Genomic DNA, 14609 nt, shown 5'->3' with positions numbered 1-14609 from the left:
ACCGAGGGCGGTTGTGCAGTTGCCCACGGCGCAATGTTACCTGCCAGTAGGTTGCGCTCCCGCAGCACTCAGAGTGACACAGCTCACCGACGCGCAGCCGGTCAGGCCGGCTCGGCCAGGGCGACCCGAATCTGGTCGATGGCCGCCGCCTCGGCGGGCGCCACCCCGTCGTGCGCGCGGGCCACCTGATCCGCCGCGGCCAACACCAGTTCGCGGTACGCGTCCACGTCCCGTGGGGACTTCTCGCGCAGGATCCGCACCGCCTGCCCCAGCGCCGGCAGCACCACCGACTCGATCTCCAACTGCGAGTCCCGGGGAAGTCGCGGCAGCGGGCCGGTGGTCAGCGCCTCCTTGACCGTGCCACTGGCGTCGGCCAGCGCGCCAGACGCGGCGATGCTCTCCCGAATCACCCCCAGGACACCGGGGTCGGCGTTGGAGACCAGGAAGACGGCGCCGAAGGCACCCGTCTTGAGGGTCAGCCGCTCCTCGTCCGTCAACCGCTGCTCCATGATCACGGAGTGTAGACGTACGGGGTGGTGGTGGTGACCGCGACGAGGCCGAGCCGCTGCAGGATGGGCCGGCTGTCCTCGGAACAGTCGACCTGCATGAGCGTGCGACCTCGCTGCTCGGCCAGCCGCGCCCGGTAGTTGACCAACGCCCGGTAGATGCCCCTGCGCCGCCACTGCGGCAGGGTCGAGCCGCCCCACAGGGAGGCGAAGCCGGTGTTCGCCGGGAACCGCACCCAGCCGGCACTCACCACAGTCCCGTCCGCCTCGGCCACCACGACGGTGATCGAGTTCGGGTCGGCGTCGATCTCCTTGCCCAGGCCCCACACGAGGTGCGAGCGGTCCTCCTGCCAGACCTCCTCCTCCATGGCGGCGATCCGCTCCAGGTCCTCCCGGGACGTCACCTCACGCAGACGTACCCCCTCGGGGACGACCGGTAGCGCGGCGGCGAGCGGCGCGACCGGGCCGACCACGACGGTCTCCCGGTCCGCCGGCACGAAGCCGGCCGCGCGCAGGCGGTCCGCCAGGTCCGCCGGTTCGTCGTGCTCGTTGAGCTTCCACTCCGCCGACTCGCCCCGCTCACCGCACAACCGCGCCTGCCGGGCGATCAGCTCGTCCAGCGCGTCGCCGGTCAACCCGCCCAGGTCGCGGTAGGTGATGAACCCACCGGAGTCGAGCCCGGAGATCCGGACCAACGGCCCGTCCCGCTCCACCGTCACCCCGGCCGGAACCGGGTCGAAGATCTCCGGACGGAGTTGGTTGTCGTAGGCGGCCCGGAGCGTCTGTACGTCGAGATCAGTCACCGGCCCAGGCTAAGCGGGATGGGAAGCGGATAATCTCCCACTGTGTGGGAGGCGATCAGGCGGTGGTTCGACCCGGCGGAGCTGGGCTCGGTCGGTGAAACGCCGGACTACCGCTTCTCCCTGGCCAACGAACGGACCTTCCTCGCCTGGCTGCGCACCGGGTTGGCGCTGGTCGGGGGCGGTTTGGCCGCCGCGCAGTTCCTGCCACCCCTGCCGATGAGCCACCTGCGGGAGGTGATCGCCGTGGCGTTGCTGCTGCTCGGCGCGGCGGTCGCGATCCGCGCTGTGGACCACTGGGCGCGTACCGAGCGGGCCATCCGGCTCGGTCAGGAACTGCCCGCGTCCCGGTTCCCCGCCATCCTGGCGCTCGCCGTCGGCGTCGGCGCGTTGCTGCTGGTGGCCGCCGTCCTGATGCGGGCGGTCGGCGGGCGGTGAGCACCGGACGCGACCCGGGGCTGCAACCGGAGCGGACTCGGCTGGCCTGGCGGCGCACCCTGCTCACTGTGACAGTGGTGACAGTGCTCGCCGTCCGGCTGGCGTCGACCGGCGACGCGACCGGTGCGCTGATCGCCGGCGGCGCCGTTCTGGTGTGGGGCGCCGTGCTGGTGCTCTGCTGGCCACGGGGCACCGGCACCGGTCCGGCCCGCACCGGCGGCCGGACTCTGCCCCTGGTCACCGTGGGCACTGTGGTGCTGGCGTTACTCGGAGTGCTGCTGGTGCTGCGCGGACTGTGGTGACGCGCGCCGGTGCGTCATCATGGGTCCATGGCCCGGCTTGGCGTACTCCTCTTCCTGGTGCAGATTGTCCTCGCCGTCTGCGCGCTGATCAGCTGCCTCTCCGCTGAGGAGGGCAAGATCCGTGCCCTTCCCCGGATCGCCTGGGTGCTGATCATCCTGTTCTTCCCGCTGGTGGGCTCGATCGCCTGGTTCATCGTCGGCCGGGAGCCCAGCCCCGGCGCCCACAAGGGCTGGCCGGGCGGCACCGGCGGCGGCGAGCGGCAGCGCCCTCGGCCGGTGGCCCCCGACGACGACCCGGAGTTCCTGCGTTCCGTCGAGGAACGCGCCCAGCAGCAGGACCAGGAGCTGTTCCAACGCTGGGAGGAAGACCTGCGGCGACGCGAGGACGACCTGCGCCGCCGCGACGGTGAGCCGCCGCGTGAAGGCGACCGACCGGAGGTGTGAGCGCGCCGCCGCCGCCGGCGCAGGAGCGACGGCGGCGGCGGGTGCGACTCAGGCCAGGTTCGACGACCGCGGGTACGCGTCGGTCGGGTCGGTGAGCACGTTCACCAGGTACGGCACTCCGGAGTCGAACGCCCGCTGGAGCGCCGGGCCCAGGTCAGCCGCCTTGGCGACCGTCTCCCCCGCCCCGCCGAGCGCGCTGACCACCGTGTCGTACCGCAGCTCTGGCTGGAGGTCGGCGGCCACGTCGTAGCCGTACATGGCCCGCATCGGGTGCTTCTCCAGCCCCCAGATGCCGTTGTTGCCGACGACGATCACCACCGGCAGCTTCTGGCGGACCAGCGACTCGACGTCCATCAGCGAGAAGCCGGCCGCCCCGTCGCCCATCAGCACGCAGATCTGCCGGTCCGGGTGACTGACCCGGGCGCCCATCGCGTAACCCATGCCGGTGCCCAGGCAGCCGTACGGGCCCGGGTCAAGCCAGGTGCCGGGCTGGGCCGGCTCCAGGTACCGCCCGGCGTACGACACGAAGTCGCCGCCGTCGCCGATGGTGATCGCGTCCGGGGCGAGCGCCCGACGCAGCTCGCCGTAGATCCGGGCCGGGCGGATCGGGTCGGTCTCGGCGGCCATCTCCGCGGCGTCCCGAGCCTTCGCCGCGTCCTCGGCGACGCGCAGGTCGGCGATCCAGTCGGCGTGGTCGGCCCGGTCGCCGGAGTGGTCGGCCAGCGCGGAGAGGATCAGGCGCAGGTCACCGGCGGGGGCGGCGGCCGGCTGCACGTGCGTCGCCCGCTGGCTGGGCGCGTCGACGATGTGCACCACCTTGGCGTCACCGAAGTCACCGAAGCTGAGCCGGAAGTCCAGCGGGGTGCCCACCACCACGACCACGTCGGCGCCGGAGAGCGCGGCCCGGCGGGCCTTGGCGAACGCCAGCGGGTGCTCCGGCGGGAGTGAGCCGCGACCCATGCCGTTGGTGAAGACCGGCACCTGCAACGCCTCGGCCGCCTCGCGCAGCGCGGCGACCGCGTCGCCCGCGTACACGTCGGAGCCGGCGATGATGACCGGCCGCTGCGCCCCGGCGATGAGCAGCGCGGCGCGGCCGACCTCCTCCGGGTCCGGGGCGATCGGGTCGACACCGGTCACGGTCGGCAGCTCGGCCTCCGCGACCGAGAAGACCGTCTCCAGCGGAAAGTCGAGGAAGGCCGGGCCGCGGTGCGGGGTGAGCGCGGCGTTGAGCGCCGCACCCACCGCACGCGGGATGTCGTCGGTGCTGAACACCGTCTCGGCGTGCTTGGTGACCGGGGCGACCAGCGGCAGGTGGTCCATCTCCTGGAGGCTGCCCGAGCCCCAGCGGAACGCGGGCGCGCGCCCGCCGAGCACCAGCACCGGCGAGGCGTTGAAGAACGCGCTGGTCATGCCGGAGATGCCGTTGGTGACACCGGGCCCGGCGGTGAGCACGGCGAGGCCGGGGCGGCGCTGGAGCTTGGCCACCGCCTCGGCGGCGAAGACCGCGGACTGCTCGTGCCGGACGTCGTAGATCGGGAAGTCGGTCTTGTACGCGGCGTCGTAGAGCGGGAAGACGTGCCCGCCGGACAGAGTGAACATCTCCCGTACGCCGTGCGCGCGTAGTGCCGCGAGCGCCAACTCGCCGCCGTGACCCTCGATCCGCTCCGTCATGTCGCTCCCATCGTCCGTGGCCGGGATCACAGGTTACCGGCCAGTCACTTGGCAGTGCGACCGTGGCCCCTGCCGGGGGACGTTGCCGAGGTCAGGGGCCGTTGGCGCGGGAGGCGACGGATCAGCGGCCGGTGAAGCCCGGCTTGCGCTTCTCGACGAAGGCCGCCATGCCCTCGCGCCGGTCGTCGGTGGCGAACAGCGCCGCGAAGAGCTGACTCTCCCAGGCCAGGCCCGAGTTGAGATCCATGTCCAGGCCGCCGTCGACCGCCAGCTTCGCGGCGCGCAGCGCCTGCACCGGCCCGGTCAGGTACGGAGTGATCAGCGCGACGGCCGTGTCGTACACCTCGGCGGCCGGGGCGACCCGGTCGGCCAGGCCGATGCGCAGCGCTTCCTGCGCGTCCACCATCCGCCCCGACATGATCAGGTCCTTGGCGCGGGCCGGGCCGACCAGGCGGGCCAGCCGCTGGGTGCCGCCCGCCCCCGGGATGATGCCCAGCTTGATCTCCGGCTGGCCGAGCTTCGCGTCCTCGGCGACCACCCGCCAGTCACAGGCCAACGCCAGCTCACAGCCGCCACCCAGGGCGTACCCGGTGATAGCGGCGACCACCGGCTTGGGGATCCGGGCGATCGCGCCGAGCGCGCTGGACAGGTTCGCGGCCCGGTCGGCCATGTCCACGTAGGACATGTCGGCCATCTGCTTGATGTCGGCGCCGGCGGCGAAGACCTTCTCCCCGCCGTACACGATGACGGCGCGGACCTCGGGATCGGCGGTGGCCGCCGTGGCGGCGGCGCGCAACTCCTCCTGCACCTGGGTGTTGAGCGCGTTCATCGGCGGCCGCTCCAGCCGGATCGTGCCGATGCCGTCAGTGGTCTCCAGCCGAACGAACTCGCCCACGCTGCCCTCACTTCCTCGTCGAAGTCGCGTGCCAACCTTACGACCCGGCTCGTTTGGGTAAGTAGTGTGGTGTCAGCCCCGTGGGCGGGAGTCCAGCCATGATCACGTATTACGACGACAGGTCGGTGCAGGTCACCTCCACCACCCTCCGTGTCGACGGTCGCAGCTACAAGCTGGCCGACATCACCATGATCTGGCACCGCCGGGGCACCCGTTCCTGGCGCGTGCTGGTGGGACGGGGTGCGATCGGCGCAGCGCTCGCCGGCCCGCTGGTCGCGGCGGTGCTCGGCATTGGCGTGGCCGTCTGGCTGCACCGCTCACCCACAGTGACGATCGCGATCGTCGGCGCGTCGGTGCTGGTCGGGTTGGCCGTCGGGCCGGTCGCCGACTTCCTCTTCGAACACCTGGACCGCTCGTACGCCCGGGGCAGCCGCCAACTGGAGATCTGGGCCCGTTGGCGGGGTCAGCCGGTGCGTCTGCTGCGCACCGGTGACGCGCTGCGCTTCGGGCAGATCTACCGGGCCGTGCAGCGCGCGGTCGAGCACAGCCAACCGGCCCACCCCGTCACGCGCCGCTAGCCAGCCTGGTACCGCTTCACGTCCCGACCTGACCGGACCTGTCGTCACTGGTGGGACCTGCGCAGCGACAGCTCTCGCCGAGCCAGGTGGGACGCAGCGGACGCGAGCGCAACGGACGCGAGCGCAACGGACGCGAGCGCAACGGACGCGAGCGCAGCCTTCCTGCAGTGCCTTTGGAGCTGATATCACAAACGAATCGACCGTTGGCCTTGCGGCGCGACGCGTGATGTCGCAGACGATTCAGCTCCAAAGGACCACTGCAACATCACCTCTACCCCGTCGGACGGCCTCCGTCGAATCCTCTGCGCGGACTGGCCGATCCTCTGCGAAAGAAGCCATCTGCCAAGGTCCGAGCGAGGCGCGGTTTGCCTGGCGGTGGTTAGGCTTAGTGATGACCCTCTATTACCGGGACGACGCGGTGCAGGTGACCTCCGAGTCGATCCGGGCGGGCGGTCACGTGATCGCCCTGTCCGACGTGACGTTCGTCTGGCACGACCGGGGGCGGAAAACCCTCGCCGTACGCGGCCGTGTGCTGGGGCGCGGTGTCCTGGTCCTGCTGCTCTCGCTGCCGCCGCTGGTCGCCGTGGTCTGCGTGCTGTCGCTGGCCTGGTCGGCTCAGGACCGGGGCAACTGGCAGCTGGCGCTGATCATTCTCGCCGCCTGCGCCGCGGGGGCGCTCGCCTTGGCGCCGTTCCTGGAGATCCCCCTTGGCTGGCTGGACCGCTCCTACGAGCGCGGCAGCCACGTGCACGAGTTGTGGGTGCAGCACCACGGTCGGGAGGATCTGCTGGTGCGCACTCCGGACGCGCTACGGTTCGGGCAGATCTACCGGGCCGTGCAGCGCGCCGTCGAACAGCAGGGGGACCATCGATGACCAACCGTCGCGGCGAGGCCGTCGCACTGGCCGGCCTGCTCGCGGCGGCCGGCGTCACCCATCTGCTGCGACCCGGCGTCTACGACCCGATCGTGCCGCGCGCGTTGCCTGGCCCACCCCGGTTCTGGACGTACGCCAGCGGGGTGGCCGAGCTGGCGGTGGCGGCGGCCGTGGCGCACCCGACCACCCGGCGGGCCGGCGGTCGGGCAGCCGCCGCACTCTTCGTCGCCGTCCTGCCGGCGAACGTGAAGATGGCAGTGGACTGGCGACACCGACGCCCGACGAAGCGGGCCATCGCGTACGGCCGGGTGCCGCTGCAGGTGCCACTGATCTGGTGGGCGCTGCGGGTGGCCCGTGCCGACACCGCTGGTCGACAGGCCCGCTGACCGGCTCCGTCGGGCGGTTGTGGCACGGCCGACGCACACTTGATCCCATGGCGATTCCCCTCCCCACCCCGGCCGCCGTGGTCGGCCTGACCCGCTCCGCTCTCGACCAGGCGCTCGGCTCCGCGGCCTCGATGGCGGCCGTGCCCGCCCGCGCGTTCGCCGTGCTGGACGGGGTGGAGGCGCTGGTGGCCCGGATCAACGGCGTGGTCGACCGGATCGAGACGACACTGGACCGGACCGACCAGGTGCTCACCGACGCCGAGGCGGCGGTCCGCGAGGTGGCCGTCATCAGCGCCGCCGCGACCACCGCCATCGACACGGCCACCGAGGTGGCCACCGCCGCCGCCGTGGTGGTGGCCGAGGCCGAACGGGTCTCCCGGGCGGCGGGCACCGTGGTCGCCGAAGCCGACCGGGTCGCGAACCGCGCCGCCACCACAGTGGGCACCGCGACGGAGGCCGCCGCCACGGCGGCTGAGCTGCTGGCGGCGTACGAGCCGGCGCTGCGCCGGGCCGCGCCGATGGCCGGGCGGTTCGTCGAGGAGCTGAGCCACGAGGAGATCAGCGCGGCGATCCACCTGATCGACGAGTTGCCCAAGCTCAAGGAACACCTGACGGCGGACATCCTGCCGATCCTGGCCACGCTGGACCGGGTCGGGCCGGACCTGCACGACCTGCTGGACGTGACCCGCGACCTCAAGCTCGCGGTGGCCGGTATCCCCGGGCTGGGCATGCTGCGCCGACGCGGCGAGAAGCTCACCGACGAGCCGGTCAGCTGACGGCCGGCCGCGCGGGCGGGCGAGTCGGCCGGTGTGCGGCGGGTGCGGCCGGTGTGCGGCGGGTGCGGTCAGGCCGGTACGTACAGCTCGTCGATCTCGGCGCGTTGCGGTAGCGCCACCGAGGCGCCGAGCTTGCGGACGCAGGCAGCGCCGGCCGCCGACGCCCAGCGCACCGCGTCGACCAGGTCGCGTCCTTCGCCCCAGCCGACGGCCAGCGCGGCGGTGAACGCGTCACCGGCGGCGGTCGAGTCGACCACGTCGACAGGTACCGCCGGCACGTGCACCTCGGTGCCGTCCCGGTCGACGTACCAGGCGCCCTCACCGCCGAGAGTGAGCACGGCCCGGGGGGTCAGGTCGAGCAGCGCACGCGGCTCCTCCCGACCCCGGCCGGCGAGCGCCTGCGCCTCGCCCTCGTTGACGACCAGCAGGTCCACCGCGGCGAGCAACTCGGGTGGGAGGTCCCGCGCCGGGGCGGCGTTCAGGATGACCCTGGTGCCGGCCTCGCGGGCGGCCACCGCGGCGGCGGCCACGGTCTGCACCGGGATCTCCAGTTGGGCGACCAGGACGTCCGCCGCGCGCACCGTGGCCAGTTCCTCCTCGGTGAGGCCGACCAGGGCGTCGTTCGCGCCGGGGGTGACCACTATGGCGTTCTCCCCCTGGGCGTTGACCATCACCAGCGCCACCCCCGAGGCGCCGTAGACCACGCGAAGCTGACTGGTGTCCACGCCGGCAGCGGTGATGCGGGCCTTGAGGGTGACGCCGAAGGCGTCCGAGCCGATCGCGCCGAGGAAGGCGCAGGAGGCACCGGCCCGGACCGCGGCCACGGCCTGGTTGGCGCCCTTGCCGCCGGGCACCATCACGAAGTCGGTGCCGAGCATGGTCTCGCCCTGTCGGGGCAGCGCGGGTGCCATCGCGACGAGGTCCATGTTGGCGCTGCCCACCACGGCAACCCGGGTCTGCGGCACGGCCGTCTCCGCCTGTCCGACGCTCAGGCGGCGCGAGCCGTGAAGCGGTCGCCCGACCGCTCGACCACAAGTGGCAGCCCGAAGGTCTTGGAGAGGTTGTCACCGGTCAGCGTCTCGGCGAGCAGGCCCTGGGCGACCACCCCACCCTCGCGCAGGAGCATGGCGTGGGTGAACCCGGGCGGGATCTCTTCGACGTGGTGGGTGACCAGCACCATCGCCGGGGCGTCCGGGTCGTACGCCAGCTCGGCCAGGCGGGCGACCAGGTCTTCCCGACCACCCAGGTCGAGCCCGGCGGCGGGCTCGTCGAGCAGCAGCAGCTCCGGGTCGGTCATCAGGGCACGGGCGATCTGCACCCGCTTGCGCTCACCCTCGGAGAGGGTGCCGTAGCGGCGTTCGGCGAGGCCACCGACGCCGAGTTGACTCAGCAGCGCTCGCGCCCGCGCCTCGTCGCCACGGTCGTAGTTCTCCCGCCAGCGGCCGACCACCGACCAGGCGGCGGTCACCACCACGTCGCTGACCCGCTCGTCGGCGGGCAGCCGCTCGGCGATCGCCGCGGTGGTGAGCCCGATCCGGGTACGCAGCTCGTTGACGTCGGTGCGGCCGATCCGCTCGCCGAGCACGTGCGCGACGCCCGTGGTCGGGTGCAGCCGACCGGCGGCGAGGTTGAGCAGTGTGGTTTTGCCGGCGCCGTTGGAGCCGAGCACCACCCACCGCTCGTCCAGTTCGACGCGCCAGGTCAGGTCCTGGAGGAGGGCGGTGCCAGAGCGGCGTACGCCGACGCCGTCGAGGCTGACCACCAGATCCGGGTCCACGAAAGCGGCGGCAGGCGTGGCGCCGGCAGCGCCGGGGATCAGGTCACCAGTCACCACACCATCCAACCACGCAGCGCCGGGGTACCCCCCATGGGCGGCACCTCAGCCATAGGGTGAAGCGCCGTGTCATTGATCACCAAGCCCGAAGGACGACCCATGCCACGCCGACGTACGGAGCCGCGCAGATGAGCGCGGTCATCGAGATCGAGGGTCTGCGCAAGACCTTCCGCAGCCTGCACAGCGGTCGACGGGTGGCGGTGGACGGGTTCGACCTGTTGGTCGAGGCGGGCCAGGTCCACGGTTTCCTGGGCCCCAACGGCTCGGGCAAGACCACCACCCTGCGGGCCCTGCTCGGGCTGGTGAGCGCCGACAGCGGCCGGATGACGGTGCTCGGCGAGCCGTCGCCGGAGCTACTGCCCCTGGTGGCGGGCCAGGTCGGCGCCATCGTGGAGAGCCCGCAGTTCTTCGGCAACTTCACCGGCTACCGGACGCTACGGTTGTTGGCCCGCGCCGGTGGTGTGCCGGTCTCTCGGGTGGACGAGGTGCTGGATCTGGTGGGCCTGCACGACCGGGGCGATGAGCGGGTGAAGGGCTACTCGCTGGGAATGAAGCAGCGTCTGGCGGTGGCGTCCGCGCTGTTGAAGGACCCGCGCCTGCTCATCCTGGACGAGCCGGCGAACGGGCTGGACCCGGCGGGCATCCGGGAGATGCGGGACCTGATGCGGTCGCTGGCGGCCAACGGGGTGACAGTGCTGGTGTCCAGTCACATCCTGGGCGAGATCCAGCTGATCTGCGATCACGTCACGATCATCTCTCGGGGCCGGCGGGTCGCGACCGGTCGGGTGGACGAGGTGCTGGCGGGCCACGACCGGCACGAGTTCCTGGTCCGGGTGGCCGAACCGGAGCGGGCCGTCGAGCTGCTGCAGGCGGCCGAGCTGACGGCGGTCGTGGACGGCGGAGCGTTGGTGGTGAGCGGGGTGGACGACCCGACGGCGATCAGCCGGGTGCTCGGTGAGCAGGGTCTGTGGGTGGGCGAGCTGACGCCGCTGCGGCCGGATCTGGAGAGCGTCTTCCTGGAGCTGACCGGCGCGTACGAGCATCCGTCGGTGCCCCGGCAGGGCGGCGACTCGTCGCTGCCGCAGGGCGAAGCTGTGATCGACCTCGATCGGGGAGTGGACGCGTGAACCTGGTGCGTGCCGAGTTGGAGCGACTGTCGGCGCGTCGCTTCGTGCAGCTCATGCTCGTCCTGTTGGTGTTGGCGTTCGCCGTCACGGCGGCGACCACGCTGGCCGGTTCTCACAAGCCGAGCGTCAGTGAGCTGAACTCGGCGCGGGCGCAGGCCGCCGAGGCCAGGCAGAGCATGGAGGCGAGGCACCAGGAGTGCCTGGCCCGCCAGGACGGCACCATCCAACCCGACCCGGACGACTACCTCTCCACAGACTGTTCGGAGATCGACCCGATCCGGCAGGACCGGTTACCGATCGCCGCCGACTTCCTGCCGGGTGTGTTCAGCTTCGCCGAGCAGGCCGAGTCGCTGCTGTACTTCCTCATCGCGTTCCTGGTGTTGTTCGGGTTCCTGGTCGGCGCCTCCTACATCGGCGCCGACCTGAACTCTGGCGGGGTGGTGAACCTGCTGCTCTGGCGACCGCGCCGGATGACGGTGCTCGCGACCAAGTTGGGCACCCTGCTCGGCACTGTGCTGGTGCTTGCCCTGCTGGCGTCGCTGGCCTACCTCGCCACGTTCTGGGTGATCGGTCAGACCGCCGGCCTACCGGGCCGGTTGAACAGCGACTTCTGGAGTTCGCTCGGCGCGGTGCACGGCCGTGGCCTGGTGCTGGTGCTGCTGGCTTCCACGCTGGGCTTCGCGATCGCCACGCTCGGTCGGCACACGTCGGCGGCGTTGGGCGCGTTCGCCGCGTACGCGGTGCTGTGGGAGTTGGGTGGCCGGCTGGTGCTGGAGATCATCGACGCGCGGAAGTCGGACCTGTTCATGCTCTCCAGCCACATCGGGGCGTGGCTCAACGGCGGGGCGCGTTTCTATGACGAGCAGCTGTGCCGGGGCAACAACTACGGCTCCTACTGCGAGGGGTTCTACACGCTGCCCTGGCTGCCGGCGCTGTTGGTGCTGCTCGGCCTCACCGGCGGGTTGACCGCGGCGGCGTTCGCCGTGTTCCGTCGCCGTGACCTGATCTGAATCGAGACCGTCGGGTCGCCCGGCTGCGGGCGGCCCGACGGAACGGCCAGGCCGGCGCTCGGCAAGAGCTTGCAAGCTGTGGGCACGCGGTGAAATATTCCTTCGCATGACCGCCGCAGCGGGCTCAGCCGACGGTGGAGCCGAACACCTCGTCGCGCACCGCGTCCAGGGCGGTGCGCAACGCGCCCTGCAGGATCGGCTCCTCGGTCAACCCGGTCGGCACCACTCGCGGCTGGACCAGGGTGATCGCCGCGACCTCCTGCTGCACCCGGTCGGCGAGCGCCGCGCCACCGGCCTGGCCGACCTCGCCGGCGAGCACTACCAGCGGTGGGTCCAGCACCACGCAGGTGCTGGCCACGCCGAGCGCGAGCCGACGGGCCAGTTCGTCGAGCATCGGGCCGCCGTCGGCGCCGGCCGCGACGGCCGCGCGGACCGCCTCGGCGGCATCGGCGTCCGGGTAGCCGTGCTCGCGGGCCACAGCGCGCACCGAGTCCGCACCGATCAGCTGCTGGAAGGCCGGCTTGGCACGACGGGAGACATCGCGCGGGATGGGCGCGCCAGGCACCGGCAGGTAGCCGATCTCGCCGGCGGCGCCGCTGCTGCCGTGGTGCAACCGCCCGCCCAGCATGATCGCCAGGCCGACGCCGGCGCCCACCCAGACCAGCACGAAGTCCGACAGCCCCTGCGCCGCGCCGGACTGCGCCTCGGCCACCGCGGCCAGGTTGACGTCGTTCTCGAAGACCACAGGCGTGTGCAGGTCGTCCCGCAACGCGGCGAGCAGACCGCTGTGCCAGCGCGGCAGGTTGAAGGCGAAGGTGATGTCGCCGGTGCCGGGGTCGACCAGGCCCGGCGTGCCGAGCACGATCCGTCGTACGCTGCTCAGCTGCGCCTGGGCGCTGCTCGCCGCCTGCACGACGGCGTTGTGCACCACGCCCACCGGGTCGTCGGTGTCCCGGGTCGACTGCTCCACGCGGCCGATGACCGCACCGGTGATGTCGGCGCACGCCGCCACCACCCGGTCCGGCCCGACGTCCACACCGACCACGTGGGCGCTGCTCGGGCGGACGGCGTAGAGCTGGGCGTTCGGCCCTCGCCCGCCGGCCTGCTCGCCGACCCGCGCGACGAGGCCGCGCTCCTCCAGCCGCTCGACAAGTTGCGACGCGGTGACCTTCGACAGCCCGGTCAGCTCGCCGAGTCGAGCTCGCGTCAGCGGGCCGCGTTCGAGGAGCAGCTCCAGCGCGGCACGGTCGTTGAGCGCCCGCAACAGACGGGGGGTGCCGGGCAGCCGGGTCGCACTCATGACACGTCCTCTAGTTTTAGTAAACTTTGCTAACTGTAAACCGACCTGCGAACGGGTAGCCGTAGCGTAACGGCCACTCGACGGTGGGACGCTCCGCCGAGTCGGCAGGGCCAAGACCACCACCGGTACGACGTTTCGTACCCGCGGGGCACCGAAGGGGGAAGCACGTGGGGTTGGATCCAGGACTGCGCCGGCTCGCGCTGGGCACGCTGCTGGGCGCGTACCCGGGACCGGTCCCGCCGGACTGGGCGGTCGACCTGCTGGCCGACGGGCTGGCCGGGCACACCCTGTTCGGCACCAACGTGCACGACCCCGCGCAGGTGGCGGCGAGCACCGCCGCGCTGCGCGCCGGTCGGCCGGACGCGCTGATCGCGATCGACGAGGAGGGCGGCGACGTGACCCGGCTGGCGCACGCCACCGGCAGCCCGTACCCCGGCAACGCCGCCCTGGGTGCGATCGGCGACGTGGCCCTCACCCGACGGGTCTACCAGTCGATCGGTGCCGAACTGGCAGCGCTCGGCATCACCGTCAACCTCGCGCCCACTGTCGACGTCAACACCGCCGACGACAACCCGGTGATCGGCACCCGGTCCTTCGGCGCGGATCCGGTGCGGGTGGCCGCCCACTCGGCCGCCGCCGTGGCGGGTTTGCAGGCCGCCGGCGTGGCCGCCTGCGCCAAGCACTTCCCCGGGCACGGCGCCACAGTCACCGACTCCCACCACGAACTGCCCACTGTGGACGCTCCGCTGAGCCTGCTCCGCCAGCGGGACCTACCGCCGTTCGCGGCCATCGTCGCCGCCGGAGCGCGCGCGGTGATGACCGCGCACATCCGGGTGCCGGCGCTCACCGGCGCCGACCCGGCCACCTTCAGCCGAGCCGTCCTGGTCGACCTGCTGCGTACCGAGTACGGCTTCACCGGCACCGTCATCACCGACGCGCTGGAGATGAAGGGTGCCGCGGTGGCAGCCGGTGGGGTCGGGCCGGCTGCGGTCCGGGCCCTGAGCGCGGGTGCCGACCTGCTCTGCATCGGCGCGAAGGTCGACGCCGGACTGGTCGAGCGGGTGGCCGCCGAGATCGTCGACGCGCTCGCCGACGGCCGGCTGGCGAGAGCGCGGGTCGAGGAGGCGGCCGGCCGCGCCGCCGATCTCGCCGCCTGGACCCGGGCCGCCAGCGGGTCGCCGGCCACCGGCGATCCCGAGCTGGGGTACGCGGCAGCACGTCGAGCGGTACGGGTGGACGGTGTGCTCAGCGGCCTGGACCAGCCACTGGTGGTGCAACTGCACACCGAGTCGACGATCGCCGAGGGTCGGGTGCCGTGGGGCCTCGGACCGCACCTGCACGCGGTGCCGGAGATCCGGGTGATCGCCACCGAGACCGACCCGGCCACGCTGCGCGGACTGGCGGGCGACCGTCCCATCGTGCTGGTCGGGCGACACCTGCACCGGCTGCCCGGCGGTCCGGAGCTGATCGCCGACCTGGCGGCCCAGCACCCGGTGACAGTGGTGGAGATGGGCTGGCCGGCACAGTGGCGGCCCGCGGGTGTCCGCGCCTTCGTCACCACCTACGGCGCGAGCCACGCCAACGGTCGCGCGGCGGCCGAGGTGCTCGGCCTGGCGGGCTGAACCACCGCGTTCTCCGGCCGAGCTGAAACGCTCGGCCGGACGCCGC

17 protein-coding genes are annotated in these 14609 nt (G+C 72.4%); 10 read left to right on the top strand and 7 right to left on the bottom strand.

The window, feature by feature from the left end; genetic code table 11:
* Positions 1–101: 101 nt before the first annotated feature.
* Both OHB44_RS07140 and OHB44_RS07135 read right to left on the bottom strand, forming a co-directional pair.
* The gene (locus OHB44_RS07140) at positions 102–515 is read right to left on the bottom strand and encodes a hypothetical protein (protein WP_210781064.1); all 414 of its coding nucleotides are present in this window, start codon (positions 513–515) and stop codon (positions 102–104) included.
* Positions 512–1309, bottom strand: a complete 798-nt coding sequence (locus OHB44_RS07135) for a GNAT family N-acetyltransferase (RefSeq protein WP_330439987.1) — start codon at positions 1307–1309, stop codon at positions 512–514. The genes OHB44_RS07140 and OHB44_RS07135 overlap by 4 nt, the downstream gene beginning before the upstream one ends.
* A gap of 42 nt (positions 1310–1351) precedes the next feature.
* Here OHB44_RS07135 and OHB44_RS07130 point away from each other — a divergent pair, with 42 nt between their 5' ends.
* From OHB44_RS07130 to OHB44_RS07120, 3 genes are read left to right on the top strand one after another with little or no spacing between them, the layout of a single operon-like run.
* Entirely contained in the window at positions 1352–1744 is a 393-nt protein-coding gene (locus OHB44_RS07130) for a YidH family protein (protein WP_196921422.1), read from the top strand.
* Positions 1741–2046: a DUF202 domain-containing protein gene (locus tag OHB44_RS07125; RefSeq protein ID WP_266303489.1), complete on the top strand. Its 306-nt coding sequence runs from the start codon at positions 1741–1743 to the stop codon at positions 2044–2046. Before OHB44_RS07130 ends, OHB44_RS07125 begins: the two co-directional genes overlap by 4 nt.
* A 27-nt stretch (positions 2047–2073) precedes the next feature.
* Positions 2074–2490 (top strand): PLD nuclease N-terminal domain-containing protein, encoded by a 417-nt coding sequence (locus tag OHB44_RS07120; RefSeq protein ID WP_238684705.1) that lies wholly within the window; start codon positions 2074–2076, stop codon positions 2488–2490.
* A gap of 48 nt (positions 2491–2538) precedes the next feature.
* Here the strand turns inward: OHB44_RS07120 and OHB44_RS07115 are convergent, their stop codons facing one another.
* Together OHB44_RS07115 and OHB44_RS07110 are read right to left on the bottom strand one after the other, a co-directional pair.
* A complete protein-coding gene (locus OHB44_RS07115) occupies positions 2539–4161 on the bottom strand; it encodes an acetolactate synthase (RefSeq protein WP_330439985.1) in 1623 nt (540 codons plus the stop codon).
* Between the two features lie 121 nt (positions 4162–4282).
* Positions 4283–5056, bottom strand: a complete 774-nt coding sequence (locus OHB44_RS07110; protein WP_210781058.1) for an enoyl-CoA hydratase/isomerase family protein — start codon at positions 5054–5056, stop codon at positions 4283–4285.
* A gap of 98 nt (positions 5057–5154) precedes the next feature.
* On the opposite strand from OHB44_RS07110, the gene OHB44_RS07105 reads away from it, so the two are divergent.
* The 4 genes from OHB44_RS07105 (at position 5155) to OHB44_RS07090 (ending at position 7670) form a co-directional block, all read left to right on the top strand.
* Positions 5155–5634, top strand: a complete 480-nt coding sequence (locus OHB44_RS07105) for a DUF6232 family protein (RefSeq protein ID WP_238684707.1) — start codon at positions 5155–5157, stop codon at positions 5632–5634.
* A 391-nt stretch (positions 5635–6025) separates the two neighbouring features.
* Complete coding sequence (locus OHB44_RS07100) at positions 6026–6508, top strand: DUF6232 family protein (RefSeq protein WP_266303491.1); 483 nt, start codon at positions 6026–6028, stop codon at positions 6506–6508.
* On the top strand, positions 6505–6894 hold the full coding sequence (locus OHB44_RS07095; RefSeq protein WP_330439982.1) for a hypothetical protein: 390 nt from the start codon (positions 6505–6507) through the stop codon (positions 6892–6894). The genes OHB44_RS07100 and OHB44_RS07095 overlap by 4 nt, the downstream gene beginning before the upstream one ends.
* Before the next feature lie 47 nt (positions 6895–6941).
* Entirely contained in the window at positions 6942–7670 is a 729-nt protein-coding gene (locus OHB44_RS07090) for a hypothetical protein (protein WP_330439981.1), read from the top strand.
* A 68-nt stretch (positions 7671–7738) separates the two neighbouring features.
* On the opposite strand, the gene OHB44_RS07085 is transcribed toward OHB44_RS07090, so the two are convergent.
* Together OHB44_RS07085 and OHB44_RS07080 are read right to left on the bottom strand one after the other, a co-directional pair.
* The gene (locus OHB44_RS07085) at positions 7739–8635 is read right to left on the bottom strand and encodes a ribokinase (RefSeq protein ID WP_238684711.1); all 897 of its coding nucleotides are present in this window, start codon (positions 8633–8635) and stop codon (positions 7739–7741) included.
* Positions 8636–8658: 23 nt separating this feature from the next.
* Positions 8659–9501, bottom strand: a complete 843-nt coding sequence (locus OHB44_RS07080; protein WP_238684712.1) for an ABC transporter ATP-binding protein — start codon at positions 9499–9501, stop codon at positions 8659–8661.
* 131 nt (positions 9502–9632) lie between these two features.
* Between OHB44_RS07080 and OHB44_RS07075 the strand changes: the two genes are divergently transcribed.
* Complete coding sequence (locus OHB44_RS07075) at positions 9633–10631, top strand: ABC transporter ATP-binding protein (protein ID WP_330439980.1); 999 nt, start codon at positions 9633–9635, stop codon at positions 10629–10631.
* The gene (locus tag OHB44_RS07070) at positions 10628–11641 is read left to right on the top strand and encodes an ABC transporter permease (protein ID WP_330439979.1); all 1014 of its coding nucleotides are present in this window, start codon (positions 10628–10630) and stop codon (positions 11639–11641) included. The genes OHB44_RS07075 and OHB44_RS07070 overlap by 4 nt, the downstream gene beginning before the upstream one ends.
* A gap of 124 nt (positions 11642–11765) precedes the next feature.
* Here OHB44_RS07070 and OHB44_RS07065 read toward each other — a convergent pair whose 3' ends face one another.
* Entirely contained in the window at positions 11766–12941 is a 1176-nt protein-coding gene (locus tag OHB44_RS07065; RefSeq protein ID WP_238678372.1) for an ROK family transcriptional regulator, read from the bottom strand.
* Positions 12942–13108: 167 nt separating this feature from the next.
* Here OHB44_RS07065 and OHB44_RS07060 point away from each other — a divergent pair, with 167 nt between their 5' ends.
* On the top strand, positions 13109–14563 hold the full coding sequence (locus OHB44_RS07060) for a glycoside hydrolase family 3 N-terminal domain-containing protein (RefSeq protein WP_330439977.1): 1455 nt from the start codon (positions 13109–13111) through the stop codon (positions 14561–14563).
* Positions 14564–14609 lie beyond the last annotated feature (46 nt).

The sequence above is a fragment of the Micromonospora sp. NBC_00821 genome, assembly GCF_036347035.1.
Taxonomy (GTDB): domain Bacteria; phylum Actinomycetota; class Actinomycetes; order Mycobacteriales; family Micromonosporaceae; genus Micromonospora; species Micromonospora hortensis.
The sequence above is the reverse complement of the archived record's forward strand: the minus strand, read 5'-3'. Positions and strand labels throughout refer to the sequence as shown.

Coding starts and splice junctions, on each gene's coding strand:
- OHB44_RS07120 (WP_238684705.1), top strand. CDS start 2,074: ATGGCCCGGCTTGGCGTACTCCTCTTCCTGGTGCAGATTGTCCTCGCC.
- OHB44_RS07115 (WP_330439985.1), bottom strand. CDS start 4,161: ATGACGGAGCGGATCGAGGGTCACGGCGGCGAGTTGGCGCTCGCGGCA.
- OHB44_RS07105 (WP_238684707.1), top strand. CDS start 5,155: ATGATCACGTATTACGACGACAGGTCGGTGCAGGTCACCTCCACCACC.
- OHB44_RS07100 (WP_266303491.1), top strand. CDS start 6,026: ATGACCCTCTATTACCGGGACGACGCGGTGCAGGTGACCTCCGAGTCG.
- OHB44_RS07095 (WP_330439982.1), top strand. CDS start 6,505: ATGACCAACCGTCGCGGCGAGGCCGTCGCACTGGCCGGCCTGCTCGCG.
- OHB44_RS07090 (WP_330439981.1), top strand. CDS start 6,942: ATGGCGATTCCCCTCCCCACCCCGGCCGCCGTGGTCGGCCTGACCCGC.
- OHB44_RS07075 (WP_330439980.1), top strand. CDS start 9,633: ATGAGCGCGGTCATCGAGATCGAGGGTCTGCGCAAGACCTTCCGCAGC.
- OHB44_RS07065 (WP_238678372.1), bottom strand. CDS start 12,941: ATGAGTGCGACCCGGCTGCCCGGCACCCCCCGTCTGTTGCGGGCGCTC.